Origin of the sequence: Enterococcus villorum (assembly GCF_007990225.1) — a bacterium.
GTDB classification, from domain to species: Bacteria; Bacillota; Bacilli; order Lactobacillales; family Enterococcaceae; genus Enterococcus_B; species Enterococcus_B villorum.
Window position 1 is genome coordinate 1 of sequence record NZ_BJWF01000027.1, and the last position, 23,829, is coordinate 23,829.

Sequence of the window (23,829 nt, forward strand, 5' to 3'; positions counted from 1 at the left end):
GTTTCTATAATTGCTTTGGTATCTGTAGCGTATAATTTACTACTTTTCACCTGAAAAGCTTGCATTGTAGCCATATCCTGTCTGGAGGATTGAGCAGGGACTAAATATCCAGAAAGCTGTAATGTGCTGACTAATTTTGCAGTAAGTTTAATATCAAAGTGGATCTGTGTTTGCGAATGGTTTACCACTTCATTAGGAACATTGATTTCTAATTCTTTTCCTTTAACGCTATAGTTAACTTTCTCTTGTGCTTCTTTATTGTTACTTTTTATATCTATTTGTACATCAGATAGATCACTCGCTTGTGTTTCTATTGAATATGTAGTGCTATATCCATCGCCTTTTTTAGTCATTGTTTGATTATTTGGTGTAATATTTAAGCTAAAATGATTCATTTTTTCAATAGGATCAGGTAATCCATTAGCATAATTGACCAATTTTTTAACGACAGGATCCACATTTAAATCATCTTTATTACCAGAAACTACATAAAATATAGCACACTGAGTAGCTGCATACTGAGCATCTTCGTTTAAATGAGAGAGATACTCTTTTTGATTTTGAAAGTTCAAAATTAGATTTGCAATAGTTTTATTTTCTAATCGTGACTTTACAGTTAAATAACTACCGCTTGATGGATATTCTTTTTCAGGTTGGATACAAAACACTGCGTGACCTGTAGCAGTATTTTTTACTAAAGACATCTTATACTCATCAGAATAATCATCCCAGTTCTTTAAATTAACATCAATCTTATCTAAACTTTTAATTTTTTGTACTTGTATTTGTTCTCCTACTCCAGCATTCACCACATTTCCCACAGAAATAAAACTTCCTAGAACAATTATTAATAATGCCACAAACCATTTCAAAAATTTACAAACCTTTACCATATTTCCCTCTCCTATCACTATTTACAGATTATTTATAAGGTGTACCTAAATTTATTTTAACCTTATCTATAGATTAACCGATTACGCAACGTCATATGCAATCTAAATCATTCAAAACATAACTAAAGATGTTTTATTTTTAGGCACAGAAAAAATCGTTTTTTCATAAAAATAAAGTTCAAAATCATCTGTTACCGTGATATTAACTACTTTTCTGTAAAAATAAATAGGAGAAATGAACGTAACGTTAGGGTTTAAAACGCGTATAGCATAATAATTTTTCGGTAACAAGGGGGAATGTGCTGACACACAATAAAGGCATTGAAAGAAAAAAGTGTTTCGATATTTAAAATCCTACAATTTGTTAGTAGCTTTATTTGTTCCCATAACATCAAAAACATTTTTTGCCTCATTAAAAGGATAAATTCGAACATAAAAACAATTATGTATTCAAATGGATAATTTATGAAAAAAATAATCGAGTTATATAATTAGAGTTATACTATATTTGATTCCGGGATCTAAAATTAATTATAGGAGTGATACAATGTTAAACAAAAAAATGTTATTAGCAACATTCATGGCTACTGCAACACTAGGACAGGCTTTGATCAGCACTACAGGAGTATTTGCAGATGTAAATACATCAAATGAATCCGCTATTGAATTAACTTCAATGGAAAACACAACTATTCCTTATACAAATTTATCTAGTGATAGATTTGGAGAAACAATCACTTCATTATCAATTGAAAATAATATCTTAACAGGAACAAAAACAAATGACCATTCATCAGAAATAGGTTATAAAGTTGGCTATACTGTGTACAGTTCTGATAGTGCAGTATTTGATATCGATTCTGCTACCAAAGTAGGATATTTAGTCGTTAACCCTGACGATTTAACTCAAATGACAGGAGACGATATTAGTTCATATCCAAAGGCTCAGTATTACTATATAGTAGATGACAGCTCTTTTGATCACATTCCAATGGCACAAATCAATGGAGACGATTTGCTAGGCAATAACTAGTCTAAGAGAAAACTAGGAAGCGTAGAATTTCATCGTAAAAAAGAATGAAGTTAGTTGAATAAACCAATCTCATTCTTTTTTTAGTTATATGATCTAATGAATGAAGTAGAAAAAACGTTCCTTTCATTTTTTGCCATCCAACTGTTTCATCACTTCATAACAGCCATTCGAACATTTTTACCACTTCTAAAATAAGGATTCTCTTTTTTATTCGAACGCATACATATAAAAAGACAAGCCTCATGCTTACACAAGGTTTGTCTAAAGTCTGATAATCTTAATTTAAAATAAAACTGTCGCTGGATCGATTAATTTTGCTTGACTTAAACTGTTATCTGAACAAATTTCAAAATGCAGATGGCTTCCTGTACTATTCCCTGTAGAGCCAACATAGCCAATGATTTGACCTTGTTCGACTTTTTCACCAATTTTTACTTGATATTCTTGTTGATGTGCATACAAAGTCGTGGTTCCATCTTCATGTTCAATAGCCACATAATTCCCCCAAGAAGGATGATATTCTGCTTGAATCACTGTTCCCGCTTTGCTTGCATAGATTGGCTCTCCTTGAGCAGCCGCTAAATCTAAGCCTCGATGAAACTCGCCACTACGATTCCCAAATGGACTTGAAATCGTATAGTTTTTTACTGGTACCATATAACCTTTTTTGCTTTCTTTAGGTCCTGCAACCTCTTGATCATATTTTGTTAGATCATAAGTTTCAATCAAACCATTTAATTTTTGATTATACTTAGTATCAGTAGCATACCGTCCTGTCAAAAATTTGGTCGCCTCTTGATAGGTTGATGCGTGGCTTTTCCAAGCACCACTATAAAATTGACTATCTCCTGTTATTCCTTCTTTCAGTAAGGTTGCATAGTCATTTAAGCTATCTTCATAATTTTCGTACTGTCTAAAGGTCGCTTGAGTAGAATATAGTATACCATTGCCTAAATCTTCTTGTGTCGCAAAAGTCACACTTTTTCCTTTATGAGTTCCTTTAATCCCAAATAAATTGTAATTTGGCGCTTGCGCTAATTTACTTTGACCGCTCGCTGATTCTAAAATAGCTTGCGCAATCATCACTGAAGCATAGAGATCATTGTCTTGTCCGATTTTTCTTGCAGATTCACCAATTTTTCGAATGAAAGCTTCCACAGATTCATCTTTTTCAAAATGAATATTTCCTTCACTTGTTTCTGTACTTGAAGGTACTAACTCTTGAATCGGAGCGGTAGGTGAGGGACGATACATTTTTGACTCAGTTTCTTCTACCGCAGTTGTGGAAGAATTGCTTGAACTCGTTACCTGACTTTCTGCTGGTGCACCTACTTGTGTCTGAGAAGTCTCTCCTGTTTCTTGAGTCTGTGATTCCTGAGTTTCTGTCTCTGTTGTTGGCATCTCGGGTGATACCGGCTTACCTTCATTTGAGCTTACATCACTTGATTCAGACGTGTTGGTAGATCCAGAAGTACTTGTTTCCGTACTATTTTCAGTCGACTCAGTTGTTGATTGAGTTGTGTCTGTTGTTTGATTCGTTTCATCAGAACTATTTTGTTCTGTACTGCTTTCAGTTGATTCAGTCGTTGATTGAGTTGTATCTGTTGTTTGACTCGTTTCATCAGAACCATTTTGCTCTGTGCTACTTTCAATAGTTGCAGAAGTGTCTGGGTTAGTTGTCGTTTGTGTAGTGGTCGTTTCGGTTTGAGCTTCACTACTAGCAACAGTCTCCTCTGTTTGTTTTTCTACACTTCCAGATTGATTGGTTGTCATTTGTTCATCTGCTAATACTTGAAGAGGAGTTGAAATAAGTAATTGCGATAAAAGTACTGCAGACGCTAACTTAGAAAATTGTTTTTTACTCAAAGTTTTTCTTTCCTTTCTTTAACAAGTTTTATGATAAACAGAAAATTTGAATATTCTTTAAAGAAATTCCAAAAAAATTTTATACTAATGATCATCAAACATTTATTTATATTACTTTTATAAAATCTATGATTTATTTTCATTAGTGTCTTTATATCAAAAGTTTCTTTAATTAAAAAATTATTTTATAACTTTAAAAAAGACAAAATTGATCGCAAAAACAATTATGTATTCAAATAGGCATTTTACGAAAAGAATGATCTATATTATGTAGCTATTGATATACTGTATACGATTTCGAAATCAAATATAATAGTATAGGAGCGATACAATGTTAAGTAAAAAACAATTATTAGCAACTTTTATGGCTACTGCAACGCTAGGTCAAGCTTTGATCACCTCTACAGGAGTATGTGCAGATGTAATTACACCAAATGAACCGTTAACATCTGTTACACAAAAAGAAAAAACTGATATTCCTTACGTAACTTTGAATAGTGACAGTCTGGGTGAAACAATTACTTCACTATCAGTTGAAAATAATATTTTATTCGGAACAAAAACCAATGATCATTCTGAAGAAGCTTATAACGTAGCTTATAGAGTATATAGTTCTAACAGTCCAGAATTTAATACTCAAACGGCCACTATAGTAGGTTCTCTTGCTGTCAATCCTAATGACCTGACACAACTTATCGGTGAAAACATTACTAATTATCCACTTTCAAAGTATTTTTATATAGTGGATAATAGCGGTTCTAATCATATTCCAATGGTACGAATTAATGGAAATGACTTGGTGGACAGTCTTTCTTTTTAATAATCTAGATGAAAGAAGAGGCTGTTACAGAATTATTTAGCCCCGAGACGAACGAATAGAGAAAAACATGAGAAGCTGTTTTTCTCTATTTGAACTTATTGTTTAGGTTGTTACTTGAATGTCGTTTATGATCAGAGGTTAGCTTTTGGGGTCAGCTCAAAGAATAGGGCGTGAACAACATGGACTACTTCAAGAATTAAGAACGAAAATGTGAAAATAGTTCCTCATATTTTTACATTTTTTTGGCATAATTTAAGTAGAAGCAATGCAATGAACCCCGTTTGTACATATTTAATACATGAGGTGAAAGTTCTCTTTGCATTTTACCCCACACTCATTCTATAAAAAAATATATATAAGCAGCAAGACTTAATCATCTAATAAAGCTGTTTAGAAACTTCTAGAATACAAGGAGAACGACTATGAATATTTATAGGCAGACATTAGAATAAAAAACTGCAAGGGAGCGCTCTCAAGTTTATTCAATTAACAAATGATTATTTAAACAATTCATACATAAAGCTATAAGTTTTCTGTTCCTACTTCTTCTTTCATGTCTATATATAAAATTCACAAGTTCCGACTTAATTCTATTAATTAGGATACATTTTTTCTATCTTTTAATAATCCTAAAACAGATCGCATTATTCACCCCTCACCTCTATAATTAATTTAATGATTAGTTTCCAAAAAATTACTTTGATGTCTCTTTTCACATTAAATTAGGAGGAATAGTTATGAAAATAGGATTTATCGGCACCGGTAATATGGCCTCAGCCATTATTAAAGGAATTATTGAAAGTGAATTTACTTCTCCAGATGAGCTTTACCTTTTTGATGTAATGTCCGAAAAAATGCAATTTTTTGCTAAAAATATTGGAGCAACACCTTGCACTTCTAATTCACAATTGATTAGTTTGGTAGATGTGGTGGTATTATCTGTAAAGCCAACTGTTATTGAAAAGATATTAACCTCTGAAAAAAATCGGATATTGGAAAAGAAACCTTTACTACTATCAATTGCTGCTGGTACACCAACGGACAAAATATATCATTTTCTACAAACCGATGAAGCACTTCCAATAGTACGAGTCATGCCTAATATAAACGCTATCGTCGGAGAAACGGCTGCTGCCATTTGTGGAAATGATTATGTGACAGATAAACAGTTGAATTATGTTCTTGATATGTTTAATTCTATTGGTTTCGCTTGGAAATTAGACGAAAAGTATTTTTCAAAATTCACTGCTTTAGCAGGTAGTTCTCCAGCGTATACATTTCTATTTATTGATAGTCTAGCAAGAGCAGGTGTTAAGCATGGATTACCAAAAGATCTAGCTACTCAGATTGCAGCACAAGCTGTTTTAGGCAGTGCAAAAATGATCCTTGAAAGTGAGGAATCTCCTTGGTCATTAATTGATCGTGTAAGCTCTCCTGGAGGTACTACAGTAGCCGGCCTATTAGCTTTGGAAGACAATGCTTTTATATCAACAGTTGTAAAAGGAATTGATGCTACAATTGCTAAGGATAGTGAAATGAATCATAAATAAAAATAGATGACTAATAATTATTTCCGACTCATAACTGATTTGAATTTATAAAAAAATAGGTTAGACAACATTTAAACAATCCTTGTGTGGAAGAAGAATGCTTCCAACTTATGTAAATGAGAAACATTCATGTTTATGTCAATAACAATGATCACTCACTCTTTCTTGAAATGATCAAATATGTAAACGAAAGTGAGACAATAATCACAAAAAATTTGATTATTGTCTCACTTTATCTAGTATTAAAATAATTACAATTATTTTTAGAGTTACTAGTTTATTTTCATATAAAGTAATTACAGATATTTTCTATTCATCTAGATTATAAGTACTGATAAACTTTATATTATATTGCCAGTATCTAAATACTTCATCCACACACTATTTCAAATATAATATTATTTCTGTTTTTAAACACTAGAAAGAATTTAACATCTAACTACAGTTTCAAAAACTCTTATCCTAGTAAATTGAAAAAATATTATTCTACAATTACTGTCGTACTGAACTTAGGTCCATCATACCCTACTTGAAATTGTACATTATAAGTACCAATTTCATTTGGATTTACACTGTCTCCTACTACTTTAACTGCTTCTGTTACATCTACGCCTTCTGGATTAGTTGCTATAATATTACAAATTTCTTTAGCAATTGAACTGTTCCATTCTGTTCCTTGATTGATTCTTACTTCCCTCAACCCCTCAATGCTACTATTTTTTGCAGTAATATATAAGGTACCAACTTGTACCAAATCCAATTCTGGAACTTCAAATATAATCACTGATTGAGTTGAATTAATTGTATCTATATTTGCATTAGTAGTAACCTGTACTTGATTTGTAATATCATTCCCAAAATCATCTACAGCTTTGGCTTGAAAAGTATCAATAGCTATCGCACTATCCCATGCAGAACCAATATCAATAGTTGCTGTTTCTTTTCCTAACGAAAGCTCGCGTAACCGAGGTATTGTCACTATAACTGTGATCTGCTCTGTTAGATCTGGTGATGCAAAGACTACTTCGTAATCACCAAAGTTAGATGGATCCACTTCATTTTTTAGAACAATAACTTGATCAGTTAAATCTTCTCCTGATTGATTGGTCCAATGAACATGACACATTTCTTTCGCAATATCATCCGACCATTCACTATTTAAGCTTAGCGAAATATTAGAAGCAGTAATTTTACCAGTCACTTGGCGTACAACATTATTCGTATTTAGTCTTCCGCCTGTAAGGCACAGATCAGATAGTTCATAAAATGAATCAACACTATTTAAAACGATCTCTTTCAGCTTATCAGTAGATAAGTCAGAATCTAGTGATAAAGCTAATGCAGCACTAGCTGTGACATGCGGCGTTGCCATAGAAGTCCCTGACATATACGAGTACTGAGTAAAACCTGGCACTGTACTAAAAACTTGTGTTCCTGGAGCAAATAAGTCAACCCCCGTTTTACTATAATTTGAAGTAGAGCTTCTTTCATGTCCACTAGAATTTCCTACAGCTATAATGTTAGGAATATCTAAAGAGGATGGATAATGTGGTTTATCAGTCGTATCTATTCCATTATTTCCAGCTGCAGCTACGAATAATCCAGAATAGTTTTTAATTGCTTCTTCTTCTGTGCTACTATAACCTAAACTGCCTATACTATAATTGATAATTGGAAATCCTTTTTGGGTTGCATAATTAATAGCTTCAACTAAGATTGCCACATTCGCACTTCCACTACTACCAAATACACGTATGGGTACCATCGTAACATCCCAATTTATCCCAGCAACACCTAATTCGTTATTTGTTTGTGCACCAATAATTCCGGCAATATGTGTACCATGCCCCATTGTATCCATAGGATCTGAATCATCGTCAAAAAAATCGTATCCCAAACTTTCATCCACATTTTCAGAAAGATCCTCATGTTGATAATCGATTCCTGAATCAATTACTGCTACCTTAACATCCTTAGAACCTTTTGTTTCCTCCCAAGCTGTTGGCATACTAATATCTCTTAAATTGCCTTGTTTACTCCAATTAGGATCGTCAGGAATAATTGAACGATTCTCTGAATAGTCATTTTTTTTTGATTCTTCAGCGTCTTTCAAAGGCTCTAGTTCAACAACATAGTTTGGCTCTGCATAATTGACCATATCAGAAGCATTAAATGTTCTTACTGCCTCTTCCACACTAATTTCTTCGCTCAATTTCACTAATAATACTTTATCTCGCTTATTATAATCGCTTTCATTTGTCCTAAGTGTCAAATCTTTTTCCACCATAACATTTACACCCAGTAAATTTTGCGATTTATTTTTCTCTATCGAAATTTTCTGTGTAGCCTTTAAACTGATAATTATCTCATTTGGGACATACTCTCTTTGAAATCCATTTAATTGGCTCATAATCATTTCTTTTTGTTTAGTATCTGCATTTACTTGTTTGGTATGCGCCATAAATCCAAACATACTTACACCAACAACCAATCCTAAATATACTTTTTTCTTAAACTTTTTCATTTTCATCTCCTCCTAATAGTTTTTATTTTAGAGTCAGCTCTATTTACTTATTCACTAACTCAACAACAGATTATCATATCATTGTTAATAAAATCACAATCATTCATTAAAACACACCCTAAAATCACAATCGTTTGCATACTCATTTTTCGGACTTTTAAATAACTTAATTAGAAAAGTAAATAGCTTAATATTTTTAATATATAAGTATATATTGCTCTTATTTCCTTCATAAAATAACCAAAAGAATCAACTCATTTATTGTAAGTAGGCATTTTTAGTCATTTCATTTTTAACAAAAACAAAAAGCAGTCATACCAAAGGCGTAAAAACCTTGATATGACTGCTTTTATAGTATGCCAGCTGCAGGGATCGAACCTGTGGCCTACGCGTTACGAGTGCGTTGCTCTACCAACTGAGCTAAGCTGGCGTTTCCACGTAAAATTATATAGTTAATTAAAAAAATTGTAAAGACTTAAGTGTAAATTTTTACTTTATTTCCTGATTTTTTTCATAAAACGTGGTATAATTAATATGAAAGGCAGGTTTTATGAAAATGGCAACGTTTGGAAAATTTGATACAACTATTGTACCGTCGGAATTTGGGGGAAAATTTACGATCGACACTCACGTGGCATTTATGCTTCATGGAACACCGCAAACTGGAACAATTTCAAAACAACTGAAAAATTCTGCTGTGGTTGAAATTGATAAAACAGAGGACAATGCCAATCTAATGACGCAAAGTAAAGGTGTAATCATTATTAACTACAAAGAATTGAAGAAACTTTAACACCGACCATCTCTGCGTTTTGAGGTGGTTTTTTTTGAAGTGCATTTTATTTTCTTTTCAAAAATCCATATTGATCGAGATAAAAAATAAATTTGGTCATTAACTTAAGTAGTTTCTATCAATTATGTTGCAAGAAACAATTCAAACTTTTCTATCTATGCCTTGTGTCCAAAATCTTTTCAACCTTTTAACCCTTCCTCTTCCACATATATTTCACTATTTTGTTCCTTATAACTTCATGTTAATTACTTGATATTTTTTCTATCCCCTTTTTACATAAAAAATAGTCTGTCTAGTAAAATCTAAGCGATACATCATTTTCTCATCATACTCAGGCATAAAAACTTATCTTTTTATTTAAATAAAAAAACGTAAAACAAAAGCAGCTCCTTCGAAAAATATGCCGAAGGAGCTACTTTTGTTTTTGTCGCTTAATAGAGCAAGGGAATTTCATCCGCCAATACGTCTTCCCATCTAATCTTAGTATATTTTTAGATTCAACTGTGATGATTATACAAGATATAAGAAAATAGCAAAATTGTTTTAAAATGGAAACAAATATCTATTTATATATATCTTCTTTTTACAAATTTTAAAAATTTAAACGAGAGATAAAGTTACTTGTCGTAAAACAACTTTCCGTATTTTTCATTAAAAAAACGCTTTTTTTAGAATAAACTTTTTGAATTTATATTTATTTTTTCATCCAAACTAGTATTACTTTGTCCCAAATAAACGGTCGCCAGCATCTCCTAAACCAGGAACGATATAACCATGTTCATTTAATTTTTCATCCAATGATGCAGTATAAATATCAATATCTGGATGCGCTTCTTGCAAGGCTTTTACACCTTCTGGAGCTGCCACTAAGCAAACAAACTTGATATTTGATGCCCCACGTTCTTTTAATGCGTCAATTGCCATAATCGCTGAGCCTCCTGTTGCTAACATCGGATCAACAACAAATAATTGACGTGCATCAATATCTTCAGGTAATTTTACGAAATATTCATGAGGTTCAAGGGTTTCTTCGTCACGGTATAAACCGATATGCCCTACTTTAGCCGCAGGGATCAACTCTAAAATTCCGTCTACCATTCCAATTCCTGCACGTAAAATCGGGATAATAGCTACTTTTTTACCAGATAACGTTTTTTGTGTTGTCTTAGTAATTGGTGTTTCAATGACAATATCTTCTAACGGCATATCACGTGATACTTCATATGCCATCAACATAGCAATTTCATCGACAACCTCACGAAAAACTTTTGTTCCACAGTCTTTGTCTCGAATAATAGTTAATTTGTGTTGGATTAATGGATGGTCGATTACTTGAAATTTGCCCATTTTTCTGGTCTCCTTTGTTCTGTCGTTTCTTTTTAATTGTAAAACAAAAAGAAGCCGTTGACTAGTCTAACCCATCACTTTTCAAAAGAAAATAAACCAAATAAAAAAACAAGTTCCAAAAATTATAAAAAACAGTAAAAAATAACAAAATGGCTTTGCATTCAAACTTTTTTTGTTATTTTTACTGTTTTTTATTGGTAAATATTACATAAAGCAAGTCAAATAATAGGAACCCTATTATTCTTTTAACCATTCTGTAGACAAGAGCATAGCTGCTCGAGTAGCTTTGGTTTGATCCATTACATTTACCATCACAAAATCATGGATGATCCCTTGAAAACGGACTTGAGTTACCGCCACTCCTGCTTCTCGCAATTTGCGTGCATAGGCTTCCCCTTCATCTCTTAAAACGTCTGCTTCACCAGTCAAAATCATTGCTGGTGGTAATCCCTTCAATTCTTCGGAAGTCGCACGTAACGGCGAAGCAGTAATTTTTGCGCGTTCTTGTTCATCTGTTGTGTATTGATCCCAAAACCACTTCATTCCTTCTTTGGTTAAAAAATAATCTTCTCCAAATTGCTGATAGGATTCCGTATCAAAATTAGCATCAGTTACTGGATAATACAAAAGTTGTTTCTTGATTGGCAAACCTTGACGTTGTTTGGTCAAAATAGTCATGACTGTCGCCATGTTCCCACCAACAGAATCACCAGCTACCGCTAAATTAGACAGATCTAGTCCTTTCGATTCAGCTAACTCATCGAGTTTTTGTAATACCGCATAATTTTGTTCAATGGCCGTTGGATACTTTGCTTCTGGTGAACGACTGTACTCCGGAAAGACCACGATCGAATTTGTCCGAACAGCTAATTCGCGAATCAATTTATCATGTGTCTGTGCACTTCCAAATACCCAACCAGCTCCATGAATGTAAAAGATCACGGGTAATTTATCCATATTCCCAGCCGGACGTACAAACCGAACATTGACATTTCCCCATCCATTTGTATCTACTGTCAAGTTTTCAATATCTACTGGTAGCTTATCAATAGGTGATGCTTGGACCTTTTCTAATAATGCTCGTCCTTCTTCTGGTGGCAATTCATAAATTCTTGGGTGTGGAGCATTTGCGTCACTAAATTCAATCGCTTCTTTTTCTAATGAGATTCGTTCAGTCATCGTGATTCCTCTCTAGATTCAAGTAAAAAGCTAAATTACACCTCATATACTAGTGAGCCTAAAAAGAAAAGTCAAAATATTGGTTTGCTCGCTTTTTCTCAATAAAAAGTAGGAGCTAAACCACATAATTTTCTTATTTCAGAAGAAAGAATGAATGTTTGACAAACTCTGATCGTTTGAAAGAACCAGGACTTTAAAAATGGACAAAAAGAGCCGCCTTCAAAAATTAGTTGTTTGTCTAATAATTGTAGGCGACTTAAAAAGTAGTATTCATATGAATAAATGGACGATTTACCATTGTTTTTCATAAATATTGTCATACTGATAAAACATAGGAATGTGTGGTGAAAGGTGATCTACATCTCTATTTTTCTATTATTTATGAAATAGCGAGACGTTGACCCCTTTCCTGAAAATTTTTAATTTTTATATAGAGGGTATTTTTCAGTCAATTCACGCACACCAGCTTTTACTTCTTCTAATTCAGCTTCGTTGTTTTTTGCTTGTAATGCTTTAACGATCAGTTCTGCCACTTTTGTTGCATCTTCTTCCTTAAAGCCTCTTGTTGTGATCGCAGGAGTACCAATACGAATACCACTTGTTTTAAAGGGACTAAGTGTTTCAAAAGGAATTGAATTTTTGTTGACCGTAATATTTACACTATCTAAAATACTTTCAGCTTCTTTTCCGTTTAATTCCAGTCCACGTACGTCAATCAAAACTAAGTGATTGTCTGTTGCGCCCGAAACTACTCTTGTTCCGATCGCTTGGTTAAAGACTTTAGCCATCGCTTTTGCATTGGCAATAATCTGTTCACTATATTCTTTGAATGTAGGAGTTAACGCTTCTTTAAAAGCAGCGGCTTTCCCTGCAATTACGTGTTCTAAAGGACCACCTTGAATCCCTGGAAAGACAGCACTATTGATCTTTTTAGCTAGTTCTTCATCGTTGGTTAAAATCATTCCACCACGAGGACCACGTAACGTTTTATGGGTAGTTGTTGTGGTAATATCTGCATAAGGAATTGGACTTTTATGGACGCCAGCTGCCACTAATCCAGCGATGTGTGCCATATCGACCATTAATTTTGCACCGACTTCATCAGCGATCTCTCTAAATTTCTCAAAATCAATTGTTCTACCATACGCACTTGCACCTGCAACAATTAATTTTGGTTGATGTTTTCTCGCTAAAATACGCACAACATTATAATCAATCACTTCTGTTGTTGGGTCAACACCATAGGCTACAAAATGATACGTTTTACCACTAAAATTCACTGGAGAACCGTGTGTAAGATGCCCTCCTGCTGAAAGATCCATCCCTAAAATGGTATCACCAGGTTCTACAAGCGCAAGATAGGCTGCTGTATTCGCTTGCGATCCGGAATGGGGTTGAACATTTACAAATTTTGCGCCAAATAATTCTTTTGCGCGATCAATTGCCAAATTTTCAACAATATCAACAAATTCACAGCCACCATAATAGCGGTGTCCAGGATAACCTTCTGCGTATTTATTTGTCAAAATACTTCCTTGAGCCGCCATTACCGCTTCAGAAACAAAATTTTCAGAAGCAATAAGCTCCAGATTATTTTCTTGTCTTTCTTCTTCTTTTACAATTGCAGCCCATAAATCAGGGTCAAACGTTTTGTAGTCTACCACAAGCAACAGCTCCTTTTTATTTTTTACCAAGAGAATTGAAAAAAGCAGAGAATTTTAGCAGTAACAACCATCTTATAGCATACTTTTTTATTTGTACGCTCTGTTTTTTGTTCCTAAAATCATCTGTTTCACTACCATCGATTTCCGTAGTAACGAATCATTCTTTTTATCTCTTGATCGTAAACTCTTCGTTTCAGTCATATTTTTAGTAGAGTTTACTTTATTGCATTGTATCATAATAAAAGATGCGTACAAGGTACCTAGAATTAATTTTCAAAATATTTTTGTCCTGCTGATTTTTTCAGACGATTCATGTAAGCATTCCCTAATCCCTCTTCTGAGAACACTTCGACAAAGATTAAATCAAGACCTAATGTTTTCTCATCTAGTCCACGCAACCCAGCAAACAAGCCTTTTGTTGCTGCTTCTACCGAATCATCAAAATACATGTACACTGCTGCCACGTCAAAACGAACCGCTTCAGCAATTCTAGGACCGGCAATCACACCTACACGTATTTGCTTATCTTTTGCCCATTTGACTGCATTATCCCAATCACTCTCACGGACCATCATCACCTTTGTGTCAGGAGAATAATGTTGATATTTCATTCCTGGAGATTTCGGTGTTTCAGTGCTTTGTATCAGATGTTGGTCAATCGCTACTTTTCCATCGATAACGGCTTCTAGTTGTTCTTTCGTTACTGCACCTGGGCGTAAGATCATTGGAGCTCTTTTGGGGTCGCTTAAATCAATCACCGTTGATTCTACACCAATGCGCGTTGCGCCATCATCGATAATTCCAGTGATTTTTCCATGTAAATCATGATAGACGTGTTCTGCGGTTGTCGGGCTAGGTTTTCCAGAAGTATTTGCACTAGGACCGACAATTGGTATACCCGCTAGCTCTATGACTTTAAGTGTTTTTTTGTTATCTGGCATACGAAACGCTGCTGTGGATAAACCTCCTGTCACAATTGATGGTAACGCCCCTTTTTTGATCTCAAAAATCATTGTGAGAGGACCAGGCCAAAAGTTTTTTACAATTTTTTCTGTCAGCGGATGTAAGTTATCCACATACTTTTTCATTTGTTCAAATGATGAAACATGAACAATCAAAGGATTGTCTTGTGGGCGACCCTTGACCAAAAACACTTCTTTGACTGCTTCGGGTAAAAGTGCGTTAGCCCCTAGTCCGTAAACAGTTTCGGTCGGAAAAGCAACTAATTTGCCATTTTTTAATGCTTGAGCTGCTTCAGTTAATTGTTCCTCATAATAGTATTTTGTTTCCACAGTCTATCCACATCCTCTTTTTTCAGTTTACTTGATTTATTCCATTTTATCCTCAGATTATACACAGAATGTTTATAACTATTTTGTCAATAGTGGATAAGTTTGTTGATAAGTCAAAAACTCGTTTTCATCCTTGTCCTAACAGTGTTTTTTTATAATAAAAAAACATAAAAAATTTTTTTCATCCACAGTTAATTAAACACGGTAATCATCCGATCATTTCCGAATAAATCTTTTCTTATCTCCACTTTTTTCATTGGAAAAACTTCCTGAAAAATCTGTTGAACAGCTTTTCCTTGACTATATCCTATTTCTAAATATATTTTCCCATCAGGCTTCAAACTTTTTTTTGCTTCTTTTGCTATTTTTTTATAGATCGCTAGTCCTTCATCTTCAGCAAATAAAGCCATTTTAGGCTCAAAGGTACGAACACTTTCATCCATCAATGCCCATTCATCCAATCGAATATAGGGTGGATTTGAAATGATTACATCAAACGATTGGTCGCTGACAGGTTCTAATGTATCACCATGATAAAAATGGATGTCGACCTGTTCTTTCTTGGCATTTTCTTTTGCCACAGCTAACGCTTGTAACGATAGGTCAATCGCTGACATCTGCCATTGACTTCTTTCAGATTTTAAGCTGATAGCTATCGCACCAGTACCTGTGCCAATGTCTACTACTTTTAATGCTTCATTAGCTGTTTCAGTTAAACATAATTCCACTAATTCTTCTGTTTCCGGTCTTGGGATTAAAGTATCTTCTGTCACTTTTAATCGATGGCCATAGAAATCTGCATAGCCTAATAGGTACTGTGGAGGATAATTTTTTAAAAGCATTTCAAGATCTTGCTCAACTATTTTTTTATCTTCCTCAGTCATCGGTTCATTCATGTGTAGTAACCAATCAATCTTTTCCCAACCTTTACGTTCAAGAAACAAAAATTGGATACTATACCCTTCTTTTTTCTGCTCTTCTAAAAAAGAAGAAGCCCGTGATAGGACTTCTAGGTACGTATTCTTACCCATTTTGCATTTCTTCCAATTTAGATGTTTGATCATATAAAATCAATGCATCGACGATTTCATCTAATTTTCCAGCAAGAATTTGGTCTAATTTTTGAATGGTTAACCCGATACGATGGTCTGTCACACGATTTTGAGGAAAATTATACGTACGAATGCGTTCTGAACGATCACCTGTTCCGACTGCTGATTTACGATTTGCATCGTATTCACTTTGTGCTTCTTGTTGAATTTTATCATAGACACGTGCACGTAAAACCTTCATCGCTTTTTCACGGTTTTTTAACTGTGAACGCTCATCTTGCATGGCCACCACGATTCCAGTAGGCAAATGGGTCAAGCGTACAGCAGAAGCCGTTTTATTGACATGCTGACCACCAGCACCTGAAGCATGATAAATATCTGTACGGATGTCTTTGTCTTCGATTTCGATTTCAACTTCTTCTGCTTCTGGCATCACTACAACCGTAGCAGTTGATGTATGAATACGTCCTTGTGACTCAGTAGATGGTACACGTTGCACACGATGCGCGCCACTTTCATATTTTAATTTTGAGTAGACGTTATCACCTGAGATCATCATAATGACTTCTTTATATCCACCAATACCAGTAATATTTGCTTCCAACACTTCTGTTTTCCATCCTTGTGACTCTGCATATTTTTGATACATATTGAACAAGTCACCTGCAAATAAAGCCGCTTCATCTCCACCAGCTGCTCCACGTATTTCCATAATAATATTTTTGTCATCATTTGGGTCTTTTGGTAAAAGTAAAATTTTAATTTTCTCTTCTAATACTTCTTTTTCTTTTTTTAAATCTGACAATTCTTCTTTTGCCATCTCAGCCATTTCATCGTCTAGCTTTTCACCAAGTAACTCTTCGGTATCTTTTATTCCTTGTACTACATCTTTATAACGGCGATAGACTTCTACTGTTTCACGAGTACTTGCCTCTTCTTTTGACAATTGCATAAATCGCTTGGTATCTGAGATTACTTCTGGATCACTTAGTAGTTCACCAAGTTCTTCATAACGGTCTTCAATTGCTTGTAATTGATCGTACATGTTTATTATTCTCCTTCTTTAATTATCGATGGATGAAAATAATGCTTCCGACAAACAGGGTAATAGGCTTCATTTCCACCAATTTGTACTTGATCCCCTTCATAGACTGGTTTTCCATCAACATAGTGTAAATTCATGATTGCTTTTTTATGGCAGAACCAGCAAATGGTTTTCATCTCTTCGATTTTATCTGCATAAAGCAACAGGTATTTTGAACCTTCAAATAATTCATTTCTAAAATCATTCTTCAAGCCAAACGCCATCACAGGAATATTTAATTCATCCACAATCTTCGTAAACGCAATAACATGTTTTTTCTTTAAAAATTGTGCTTCGTCAATCAGTACGCAGTATGGTTTATGCTCCATTTTAAAAATAACATCGAAAACATCTGTTTCTTCAAAAATGGGCATGGCTGGTCTTTTTAAACCAATTCGGCTGGAAACATTCCCCACGCCATCTCTTGTATCTATACCACTTGTCATTAAAACAACTGGTTTATTTTGTTCTTCGTAATTGTGCGCTACTTTTAAAATTTCGATCGTCTTACCGCTATTCATTGCGCCATACTTAAAAAATAGTTGTGCCATAGCCTCATTCACCTTCCAGTTTGTTCCTATGGTATTATACTTGATTTTCAACAGATTTTACAGTAAGAATTTTCAATCTCTCAAAAGCCGCTTGCAATACGAAAGATTTCTGATACTCTCACTAACAAAAGCAACCGCATAATAACTAATTATCTATTGTGAAGGCTAAAAAAACTATTTGTTTAACTTAGTAAAATCTTATTCTATCGTTTCATTATTTAGAAAAATTTTTTAATACGTTGGGTACTTTTTATTTGATTGTAATCCTTTATAAAGAGGAAGACCTTGAGAATATGACCAATAAGTTCGATCTAACTCATTTTTAAATATGACACTTCTTACTCTTCGTCCATTTTTTTTTAGAATTTGACAGTTAGCTCTTTTACCTCTCAACACCTTATTTAGTAGATGCAATGATTATAAATAATTAATTATTTACAATGGATCACATTATTAAGGTTAGTCATAAAAAACTGGCATTGATCCAATTGAACAAAAAAATAAAATGAAAGTAAATAAATAATGAAATGGAGGACAATAGAATGAAGAAAAAATTAATAGCGGTAGGATTACTAATTGGAACATTATTTAACGTTTTTATGGCAACACAAAGTATGGAAGCATCTACAACAAAAAATTTCTTAAACTTATCCGTACGTTCAATAATAGGTACAGATGACCGAACAAGAGTAACCGATACAACACAAGCTCCCTACAATAGTATGACCTTTATCGCTGCAGATGGTGTTCCTGGAAGTGTTGCCGTCATTGGCAAAAATACCGTCTTAACCGCTGCTCATGTGGTAAAGAACATTCGCGAAAATCCTAACAAAAGTAGTATTTATGTTATTCCTGGGAGAGACGGCTCTAACTATTCTTACGGTAAATTTAAAATAAAATCAATCCATATTCCACAAAGCTATATCAATAAGCCAAATGCGAATAGTGATATAGCAGTCCTCACAATTGAACCTTTGAATAATAAGAGCATAGGGGAAGTGGTGCCTATCTTATCTTATCGCTTAACTAATACAGTGGCCGAAGGGACAAACTTAATAACAACTGGTTTTCCAGGGGATAAACCTTGGGGAACAATGTGGACCGCTAAAGGCGTATCTTTAAATCAGACTAGTGCCCGTCTTTTTTACACTATGGATACTGCTGGTGGGCAATCTGGCTCTCCAGTGTATAATTTAGACAATGAAATTATCGCTGTCCATACAAATGGAGGCTATAAGAAAAACTTTGGAATTAAGATAAATAGCGAACATTATCAATTTATAACCGAAAATCTTTCCTAAAAATTTTTATTTATAAGTATGTCTTTAAAGACAAAAAAGATTTCATGAACATTAAAAAAAAGTTCATGAAATCTTTTTTCATTTAGTGACAACTTTTATCATCGCCTATTTTTGCTGATCGACTTAGATAATTGTGATTTCATTCAATGGCCAATAACGGAACACGACTTTTCCTTGAACCATATCTTTGTCGACTAAACCAAATATTCGGCTATCTTTGGAAATTAAGCGATTGTCTCCAAGTACTAGATACTTTCCTTTTGGGACAACATATTCAAAATCACTAGTAAATTGTTCTGAATTTTCAGCTTGTGCTTGAAAAGCTTCATTATAAGAATATTCTTTATTTAGTTTGTCTTTTGCAAATTCTTTTTTAAATTCATCTAAATAAGATTCATCGTATTTTTTACCATTGATCGTTAATTGATCATTTTCCATTTTTACTGTGTCTCCAGGCATACCAATGATTCGTTTGACAATCATCCGGTCTTCATCGCCAGGTTCTTTCGTTGTAATAATATCAAAACGCTCATATTTTGAAATTTTGGATGAGATCAATCGTTGCCCATCACTCAATGTCGGATCCATCGAGTGTCCGTTTACCGTAACAGGTGTAAATACGTAAACACGTGCTAATAAAATCGCTGCTAGCACGACGATTAAAACGCCCCAATTTTTTAGAAAATCTTTCACAACATACCTCCTATATTCATTTTTCTATTATTTTATTTATTTTTTCATTGTTCTTTTTTATTTTACCTTTTTTAGAATCTAAAAGAAAGAATAAGTGTATCTTCTCTTTATTTCGTCAAAAGTGTTTCTTGGTTCGTTATAAAAAAAGAGGTATGTCAGCTATTCACGCTTTGAAACATCTTTTATTGTATCTTTTACATTAATTTCTTGACTGCCTTCTTCGTTGGCTACGACTGTAAGTAATCGGTTCATTCACATCATTTGGCTGTTCTTTTTTGACAATCAACTTCAAGCGGTATGGCTCATGGTATCTTAAGCCATCTTTGACGAAGTCTCCGCCGATAATAAATAGTCCAATCGGCTCAAGCGTTTCTTGTGGTGAATCCACTACAATCTTTCCTACAGGCGTTAAATCTGAATAACTTCTTCCAATACTCAATGTATATTCTTTTTCTGAAACTTTTTTTACGTAGTAATAAGGATAAAGCGTATGACGGTCAATCAGATAGCCATCCATTCTTCCTAAATCATTTACTTTTATTTCGCCATTTCCAATAAGGTAACGCATATTTTCAGCTAATTTTAATTGATAATCTTCATCATATAACACATTGATTTCCTTTGTATTAACAGCATCGATTGTTCGATTATTCATCATTGTACTTTCTTCCGTTTGGATATTAAATGCTTCATCGGGTAAATACTTAACGAATAATTGAGTCACATCAGCTTTTGTGTTCTTATCAAAAAAATAAAAAAATACATTTAAAACGATAAAATAAACCAATACTAAAAAGACGATACCATATAAGAAAAATTGTAAATAATTTTGATTTTGCCAAAGCCCAAAAATGATTCGTAATAAATAAATTGTTGGGATCACACTCAAAATTGTATATCCCCGATTTAAATATTTTGGACTAATGTCTAAATATCCTAAAAATTTATGCACACTATTGATAATATCTAATAAAAATGTCATTGTGCGTCACCTGCTTGTTGTTTATCCGTTTGTGTATCTGCTGAATTTTGTGTTGGAGATACATTTTTAGCTGTGGCATCTTCTGTTTCTTGTCCTTCAGTACTTGGTGTTGTATTGTTTGGTGTTGAAGACGAACTTGTGCTCGTATTGGTGCTATTTCCACCATTTATTTCATTTGTATTCGCCGTATCTGTAGTGTTATTTCCTTGTTCTTCATTGTTTTCATCCGTACTACTTGACTGATTTGTAGAATACGTATTCTCAGCTGTTGAATTGGTACTTTCTTCCAAGATACTGGATGAAGTATTCGAATTATCCATCGTTTCAGCTGTCGAACTTGAACTGGTATTAGCTGTTGATGTTGTTGTAGTTTCTTCTACAGTATTTGTGTTAGAACTAGGTTTACGATAACTCGAACTGTTGACAACCCCTGTCGCAGTAGCAACGATTGTTGAAATAGTTAAGACCGCTATTGGTTTCAAAATAGGTGCTACTTTTCGCATCGTATCTCTTCCTTTATCTTTTATTTTTCACATCAGCAGGTATCTTTTTAACAGATGTCGTTCTGCTCAATCCTTACATGATGATTTTTCTTGCAAACAATTAATTTATTTTTTTACTTAATTATACTTAACATAAATTTCTTGTTTTTTTCTTACGTTTTTTTGAAAATTTTATAATATCAAGCATCTAATCTAACGAAATAGAAGAATGTGCTAAATAAATTTTTGCTTCTTGATTTATTTGTTTGAAATCGCAACCTTGCTGTTTTGCTGCAAACACGCAACCACAGTAACATTGTCGAAAAATATTATACTCTTTACACATTTGAATGGATCGCTCATATCCTTTATTTTTCTTGAAGTCACTTGGCAAGTAATGCGTGCCATAAATTTTTTGGATATCTAATCCTATTTGATTGATCTGTGCCGCATTTTTCTTAGGAGAAATCGTTAATGCACTTCCAAAATAATCATAGCCAAGCTCTTGCGCTTTTTGAGCAACTAAATCCAATCGCATATTGAAACAAGCACTGCACCTTGCACCGCCTTCTTTTTCTTTAGCAAGGTCTTGATCAATGACCATCTTAGTGAACTCATTAGGACGATAATCATCGATAATCAACTGTACATGATGATTCGTTTGCTCATTGAATTGCTCAACGAAGCGTTTTTGTTCATGTAACCTTCGTAAATATTCATTTTTGGGATAAATATTGGAATTTGAGAAAAATATTGTAACTTCTGCGTATTGGCACATAAATTCTAACGTATAGGTACTACAGGGAGCACAACAAGTATGGAGTAATATTTTAGGTTTGTCTGTTTCTTGTTGCCATTGCTGAATCATTTTTTGCAATACGTTATCGTAATTTATTTTCTGGTTTTTCATTTTATTCAAAATCATATTTGCATCAATCATTTTTTATTCCTCACTACCCTTCAATTCTTCCATATTATATGCTATTTGACCGCAAATCAAAACAAAACGTCCATTTTGTTTAACAATTTCTTTGAGTATTAGTTGTAACCTCGGTATACTGGAAGAAACACCTTGTAAAGGAGGATCGTCTTTTGATTCGAAGATTAAAACGACGAAGCATACGGTTTGCTTCCTCTCATTTTTCAACCATTCAAATTATCGTATTTTACTATCTCATTATAACCGTGGTTTCATTAGGTTTATTTTATATTCCTTTTTTTCGGGAAAAAAATAGCCACGTGCCTTTCATCGATATGCTTTTTATGGCCATCAGTACCGTCAGTGTAACAGGATTATCTACTTTTGATATTAATTCTGTCTTTAACGATTACGGCGTGCTTTTACTTGAAGTATTATTTCAAGTTGGTGGTCTTGGAATTATGATGATCTCTACAGCTTTTATTATTTTTTCCAAACGAAGAATCACTTTAAGACAACGACAGCTTATTATGACAGATATGAACCAACCTAGACTATCTGGAATTGTACGTCTTATTCGGATTACTTTTGTCATTCTACTTTGGTTTCAAGTACTTTTTGGCACCTTCTTTTCGATTTATTTTTACTATCGAGGATATTTTGAGCGTTGGCGTGATGCCATTTTCTATGGGTTTTATCAATCAATTTCAGCGGTAACGAACTCTGGATTTGATGTGACAGGCCATTCCATTGAACCATTTGCTCACGACTATTTTTTCTTGTTTGCAATCATGTTCTTGATTTTTATTGGTGGAATTGGTTTTCCAGTATTAATGGAATGTCGTGAATGGTTGTTATACAAACGGACAAAAGCGAAACTACCCTTTCGTTTCTCACTATTTACAAAATTAGCCATGTTAGCATTTGTCATTTTATTTGTCGGGGGCACTCTTTTGATTTTTTTACTTGAAAAAGATCATTTGTTTCAAGATTCTAGCTTAAGTGTGAAATGGATCAATTCAATGTTTTATTCTATGACTACTAGAAATGCGGGGCTTCAGATCCATCAGCTAGGTAATTTTCAAATTACTACGTTGATTGTCTTTTCCTTACTGATGTTTATTGGTTGTAGTCCTAGCTCTGTAGGTGGAGGGATCCGTACAACAACAGTCGCAATCATCGGTCTTTACTTATATTCCTTTCTAAAAAGCGAAGATAATATCAATGTTTTTGGCCGTAGAATTGACAATGACGATGTACGTAAATCAGTCGTTGTATTTATGTTATCACTAGGAATGTGTTTTTTCTGTATCGTCTTTTTATCCGCCACAGAAAATCAACCATTAATTGCGATTATTGTGGAAGTAACATCCGCTTTTGGGACTACGGGTCTATCACTAGGTATCACCGGTAATTTATCAATTATCGGAAAAATTACCATTGCGGCTCTCATGTTTATCGGACGTATTGGCATGCTTTATACATTAATGCTTTTTGTTCCAAAAGAAACACGAGATTTAGGTTATGAATACCCTACAGAAAAAATCATCATCGGTTGATTTTTCTAATTTCTAAGAAGCATGAACAAAAACTGAAAAAAAATATGTAAAATAAGCGTGGGCCTCCTCGAAAATTTCTTTGTGGAAAACTCGAGTTCCTATGCTTTTTTCTGATTTACAATAAAAAAGCAGATAATGTACGTATCAAATTTAACATTTCACTCTGTCAAAATACTTTCTTGGTGGCTTTAAAGATTAAAGCAATCGCAACCAATTCTTAAAAATAAGAAAAGCAATTTAACCTT

At 33.8% G+C, this 23,829-nt stretch carries 20 protein-coding genes and 1 tRNA gene; 6 read left to right on the top strand and 15 right to left on the bottom strand.

Annotation, left to right across the window (positions count from 1 at the left end):
- Positions 1-893 (bottom strand): thioester domain-containing protein (locus EVI01_RS09405; RefSeq protein WP_146811630.1); only part of this gene is annotated, 893 nt, incomplete at its 3' end.
- A gap of 547 nt (positions 894-1,440) precedes the next feature.
- Between EVI01_RS09405 and EVI01_RS09410 the strand changes: the two genes are divergently transcribed.
- Positions 1,441-1,926, top strand: coding sequence for a hypothetical protein (locus EVI01_RS09410; RefSeq protein ID WP_010751716.1), 486 nt, complete (start codon positions 1,441-1,443; stop codon positions 1,924-1,926).
- A gap of 282 nt (positions 1,927-2,208) precedes the next feature.
- Here EVI01_RS09410 and EVI01_RS09415 read toward each other — a convergent pair whose 3' ends face one another.
- Positions 2,209-3,792 carry a peptidoglycan DD-metalloendopeptidase family protein gene (locus EVI01_RS09415; protein ID WP_010751717.1) on the bottom strand — a complete coding sequence of 528 codons (1,584 nt, stop codon included), beginning with the start codon at positions 3,790-3,792 and terminating at the stop codon, positions 2,209-2,211.
- Between the two features lie 331 nt (positions 3,793-4,123).
- On the opposite strand from EVI01_RS09415, the gene EVI01_RS09420 reads away from it, so the two are divergent.
- Together EVI01_RS09420 and proC are read left to right on the top strand one after the other, a co-directional pair.
- Positions 4,124-4,612, top strand: a complete 489-nt coding sequence (locus tag EVI01_RS09420) for a hypothetical protein (RefSeq protein ID WP_010751718.1) — start codon at positions 4,124-4,126, stop codon at positions 4,610-4,612.
- A 737-nt stretch (positions 4,613-5,349) separates the two neighbouring features.
- On the top strand, positions 5,350-6,162 hold the full coding sequence (proC, locus tag EVI01_RS09425) for a pyrroline-5-carboxylate reductase (RefSeq protein WP_010751719.1): 813 nt from the start codon (positions 5,350-5,352) through the stop codon (positions 6,160-6,162).
- Between the two features lie 481 nt (positions 6,163-6,643).
- Here the strand turns inward: proC and EVI01_RS09430 are convergent, their stop codons facing one another.
- Entirely contained in the window at positions 6,644-8,686 is a 2,043-nt protein-coding gene (locus tag EVI01_RS09430; RefSeq protein ID WP_010751720.1) for a S8 family peptidase, read from the bottom strand.
- Positions 8,687-9,043: 357 nt separating this feature from the next.
- Positions 9,044-9,116, bottom strand: a tRNA-Thr gene (locus EVI01_RS09440).
- Positions 9,117-9,236: 120 nt separating this feature from the next.
- Between EVI01_RS09440 and EVI01_RS09445 the strand changes: the two genes are divergently transcribed.
- Entirely contained in the window at positions 9,237-9,479 is a 243-nt protein-coding gene (locus EVI01_RS09445) for a hypothetical protein (protein ID WP_010751721.1), read from the top strand.
- 717 nt (positions 9,480-10,196) lie between these two features.
- On the opposite strand, the gene upp is transcribed toward EVI01_RS09445, so the two are convergent.
- The 7 genes from upp to EVI01_RS09480 form a co-directional block, all read right to left on the bottom strand.
- Positions 10,197-10,826: a uracil phosphoribosyltransferase gene (gene upp / locus EVI01_RS09450; protein WP_010751722.1), complete on the bottom strand. Its 630-nt coding sequence runs from the start codon at positions 10,824-10,826 to the stop codon at positions 10,197-10,199.
- 237 nt (positions 10,827-11,063) lie between these two features.
- Entirely contained in the window at positions 11,064-12,005 is a 942-nt protein-coding gene (locus EVI01_RS09455; protein ID WP_010751723.1) for an alpha/beta hydrolase, read from the bottom strand.
- A gap of 419 nt (positions 12,006-12,424) precedes the next feature.
- Positions 12,425-13,669, bottom strand: a complete 1,245-nt coding sequence (gene glyA, locus EVI01_RS09460) for a serine hydroxymethyltransferase (RefSeq protein ID WP_010751724.1) — start codon at positions 13,667-13,669, stop codon at positions 12,425-12,427.
- A 266-nt stretch (positions 13,670-13,935) separates the two neighbouring features.
- On the bottom strand, positions 13,936-14,961 hold the full coding sequence (locus tag EVI01_RS09465; RefSeq protein ID WP_010751725.1) for an L-threonylcarbamoyladenylate synthase: 1,026 nt from the start codon (positions 14,959-14,961) through the stop codon (positions 13,936-13,938).
- A gap of 191 nt (positions 14,962-15,152) precedes the next feature.
- On the bottom strand, positions 15,153-15,992 hold the full coding sequence (prmC, locus tag EVI01_RS09470; protein ID WP_010751726.1) for a peptide chain release factor N(5)-glutamine methyltransferase: 840 nt from the start codon (positions 15,990-15,992) through the stop codon (positions 15,153-15,155).
- On the bottom strand, positions 15,985-17,058 hold the full coding sequence (prfA, locus tag EVI01_RS09475) for a peptide chain release factor 1 (protein ID WP_010751727.1): 1,074 nt from the start codon (positions 17,056-17,058) through the stop codon (positions 15,985-15,987). The genes prmC and prfA overlap by 8 nt, the downstream gene beginning before the upstream one ends.
- 5 nt (positions 17,059-17,063) lie before the next feature.
- Complete coding sequence (locus EVI01_RS09480) at positions 17,064-17,648, bottom strand: thymidine kinase (protein WP_010751728.1); 585 nt, start codon at positions 17,646-17,648, stop codon at positions 17,064-17,066.
- Between the two features lie 542 nt (positions 17,649-18,190).
- Here EVI01_RS09480 and EVI01_RS09485 point away from each other — a divergent pair.
- Entirely contained in the window at positions 18,191-18,949 is a 759-nt protein-coding gene (locus EVI01_RS09485) for a trypsin-like serine peptidase (RefSeq protein ID WP_010751729.1), read from the top strand.
- A gap of 123 nt (positions 18,950-19,072) precedes the next feature.
- Here EVI01_RS09485 and lepB read toward each other — a convergent pair whose 3' ends face one another.
- The 4 genes from lepB to EVI01_RS09505 all read right to left on the bottom strand — a co-directional run bounded on the left by lepB (position 19,073) and on the right by EVI01_RS09505 (position 22,046).
- Positions 19,073-19,642 carry a signal peptidase I gene (gene lepB / locus EVI01_RS09490; protein ID WP_010751730.1) on the bottom strand — a complete coding sequence of 190 codons (570 nt, stop codon included), beginning with the start codon at positions 19,640-19,642 and terminating at the stop codon, positions 19,073-19,075.
- Positions 19,643-19,841: 199 nt separating this feature from the next.
- Positions 19,842-20,624, bottom strand: coding sequence for a DUF6681 family protein (locus tag EVI01_RS09495; RefSeq protein ID WP_010751731.1), 783 nt, complete (start codon positions 20,622-20,624; stop codon positions 19,842-19,844).
- Positions 20,621-21,127 (bottom strand): hypothetical protein, encoded by a 507-nt coding sequence (locus tag EVI01_RS09500; RefSeq protein ID WP_010751732.1) that lies wholly within the window; start codon positions 21,125-21,127, stop codon positions 20,621-20,623. Before EVI01_RS09500 ends, EVI01_RS09495 begins: the two co-directional genes overlap by 4 nt.
- Positions 21,128-21,314: 187 nt before the next feature.
- Entirely contained in the window at positions 21,315-22,046 is a 732-nt protein-coding gene (locus EVI01_RS09505) for an epoxyqueuosine reductase QueH (protein WP_010751733.1), read from the bottom strand.
- Positions 22,047-22,198: 152 nt separating this feature from the next.
- Between EVI01_RS09505 and EVI01_RS09510 the strand changes: the two genes are divergently transcribed.
- Positions 22,199-23,584 (top strand): TrkH family potassium uptake protein, encoded by a 1,386-nt coding sequence (locus tag EVI01_RS09510; RefSeq protein WP_010751734.1) that lies wholly within the window; start codon positions 22,199-22,201, stop codon positions 23,582-23,584.
- Positions 23,585-23,829 lie beyond the last annotated feature (245 nt).

Bases quoted from the DNA above. Each gene is read 5' to 3' on its own strand.
- EVI01_RS09455 (WP_010751723.1), bottom strand. From the start codon at position 12,005: ATGACTGAACGAATCTCATTAGAAAAAGAAGCGATTGAATTTAGTGAC.
- proC (WP_010751719.1), top strand. From the start codon at position 5,350: ATGAAAATAGGATTTATCGGCACCGGTAATATGGCCTCAGCCATTATT.
- EVI01_RS09495 (WP_010751731.1), bottom strand. From the start codon at position 20,624: ATGACATTTTTATTAGATATTATCAATAGTGTGCATAAATTTTTAGGA.
- EVI01_RS09430 (WP_010751720.1), bottom strand. From the start codon at position 8,686: ATGAAAAAGTTTAAGAAAAAAGTATATTTAGGATTGGTTGTTGGTGTA.
- EVI01_RS09410 (WP_010751716.1), top strand. From the start codon at position 1,441: ATGTTAAACAAAAAAATGTTATTAGCAACATTCATGGCTACTGCAACA.
- upp (WP_010751722.1), bottom strand. From the start codon at position 10,826: ATGGGCAAATTTCAAGTAATCGACCATCCATTAATCCAACACAAATTA.
- EVI01_RS09480 (WP_010751728.1), bottom strand. From the start codon at position 17,648: ATGGCACAACTATTTTTTAAGTATGGCGCAATGAATAGCGGTAAGACG.
- EVI01_RS09505 (WP_010751733.1), bottom strand. From the start codon at position 22,046: ATGATTGATGCAAATATGATTTTGAATAAAATGAAAAACCAGAAAATA.
- prfA (WP_010751727.1), bottom strand. From the start codon at position 17,058: ATGTACGATCAATTACAAGCAATTGAAGACCGTTATGAAGAACTTGGT.
- prmC (WP_010751726.1), bottom strand. From the start codon at position 15,992: ATGGGTAAGAATACGTACCTAGAAGTCCTATCACGGGCTTCTTCTTTT.
- EVI01_RS09445 (WP_010751721.1), top strand. From the start codon at position 9,237: ATGAAAATGGCAACGTTTGGAAAATTTGATACAACTATTGTACCGTCG.
- EVI01_RS09500 (WP_010751732.1), bottom strand. From the start codon at position 21,127: ATGCGAAAAGTAGCACCTATTTTGAAACCAATAGCGGTCTTAACTATT.
- EVI01_RS09485 (WP_010751729.1), top strand. From the start codon at position 18,191: ATGAAGAAAAAATTAATAGCGGTAGGATTACTAATTGGAACATTATTT.
- EVI01_RS09420 (WP_010751718.1), top strand. From the start codon at position 4,124: ATGTTAAGTAAAAAACAATTATTAGCAACTTTTATGGCTACTGCAACG.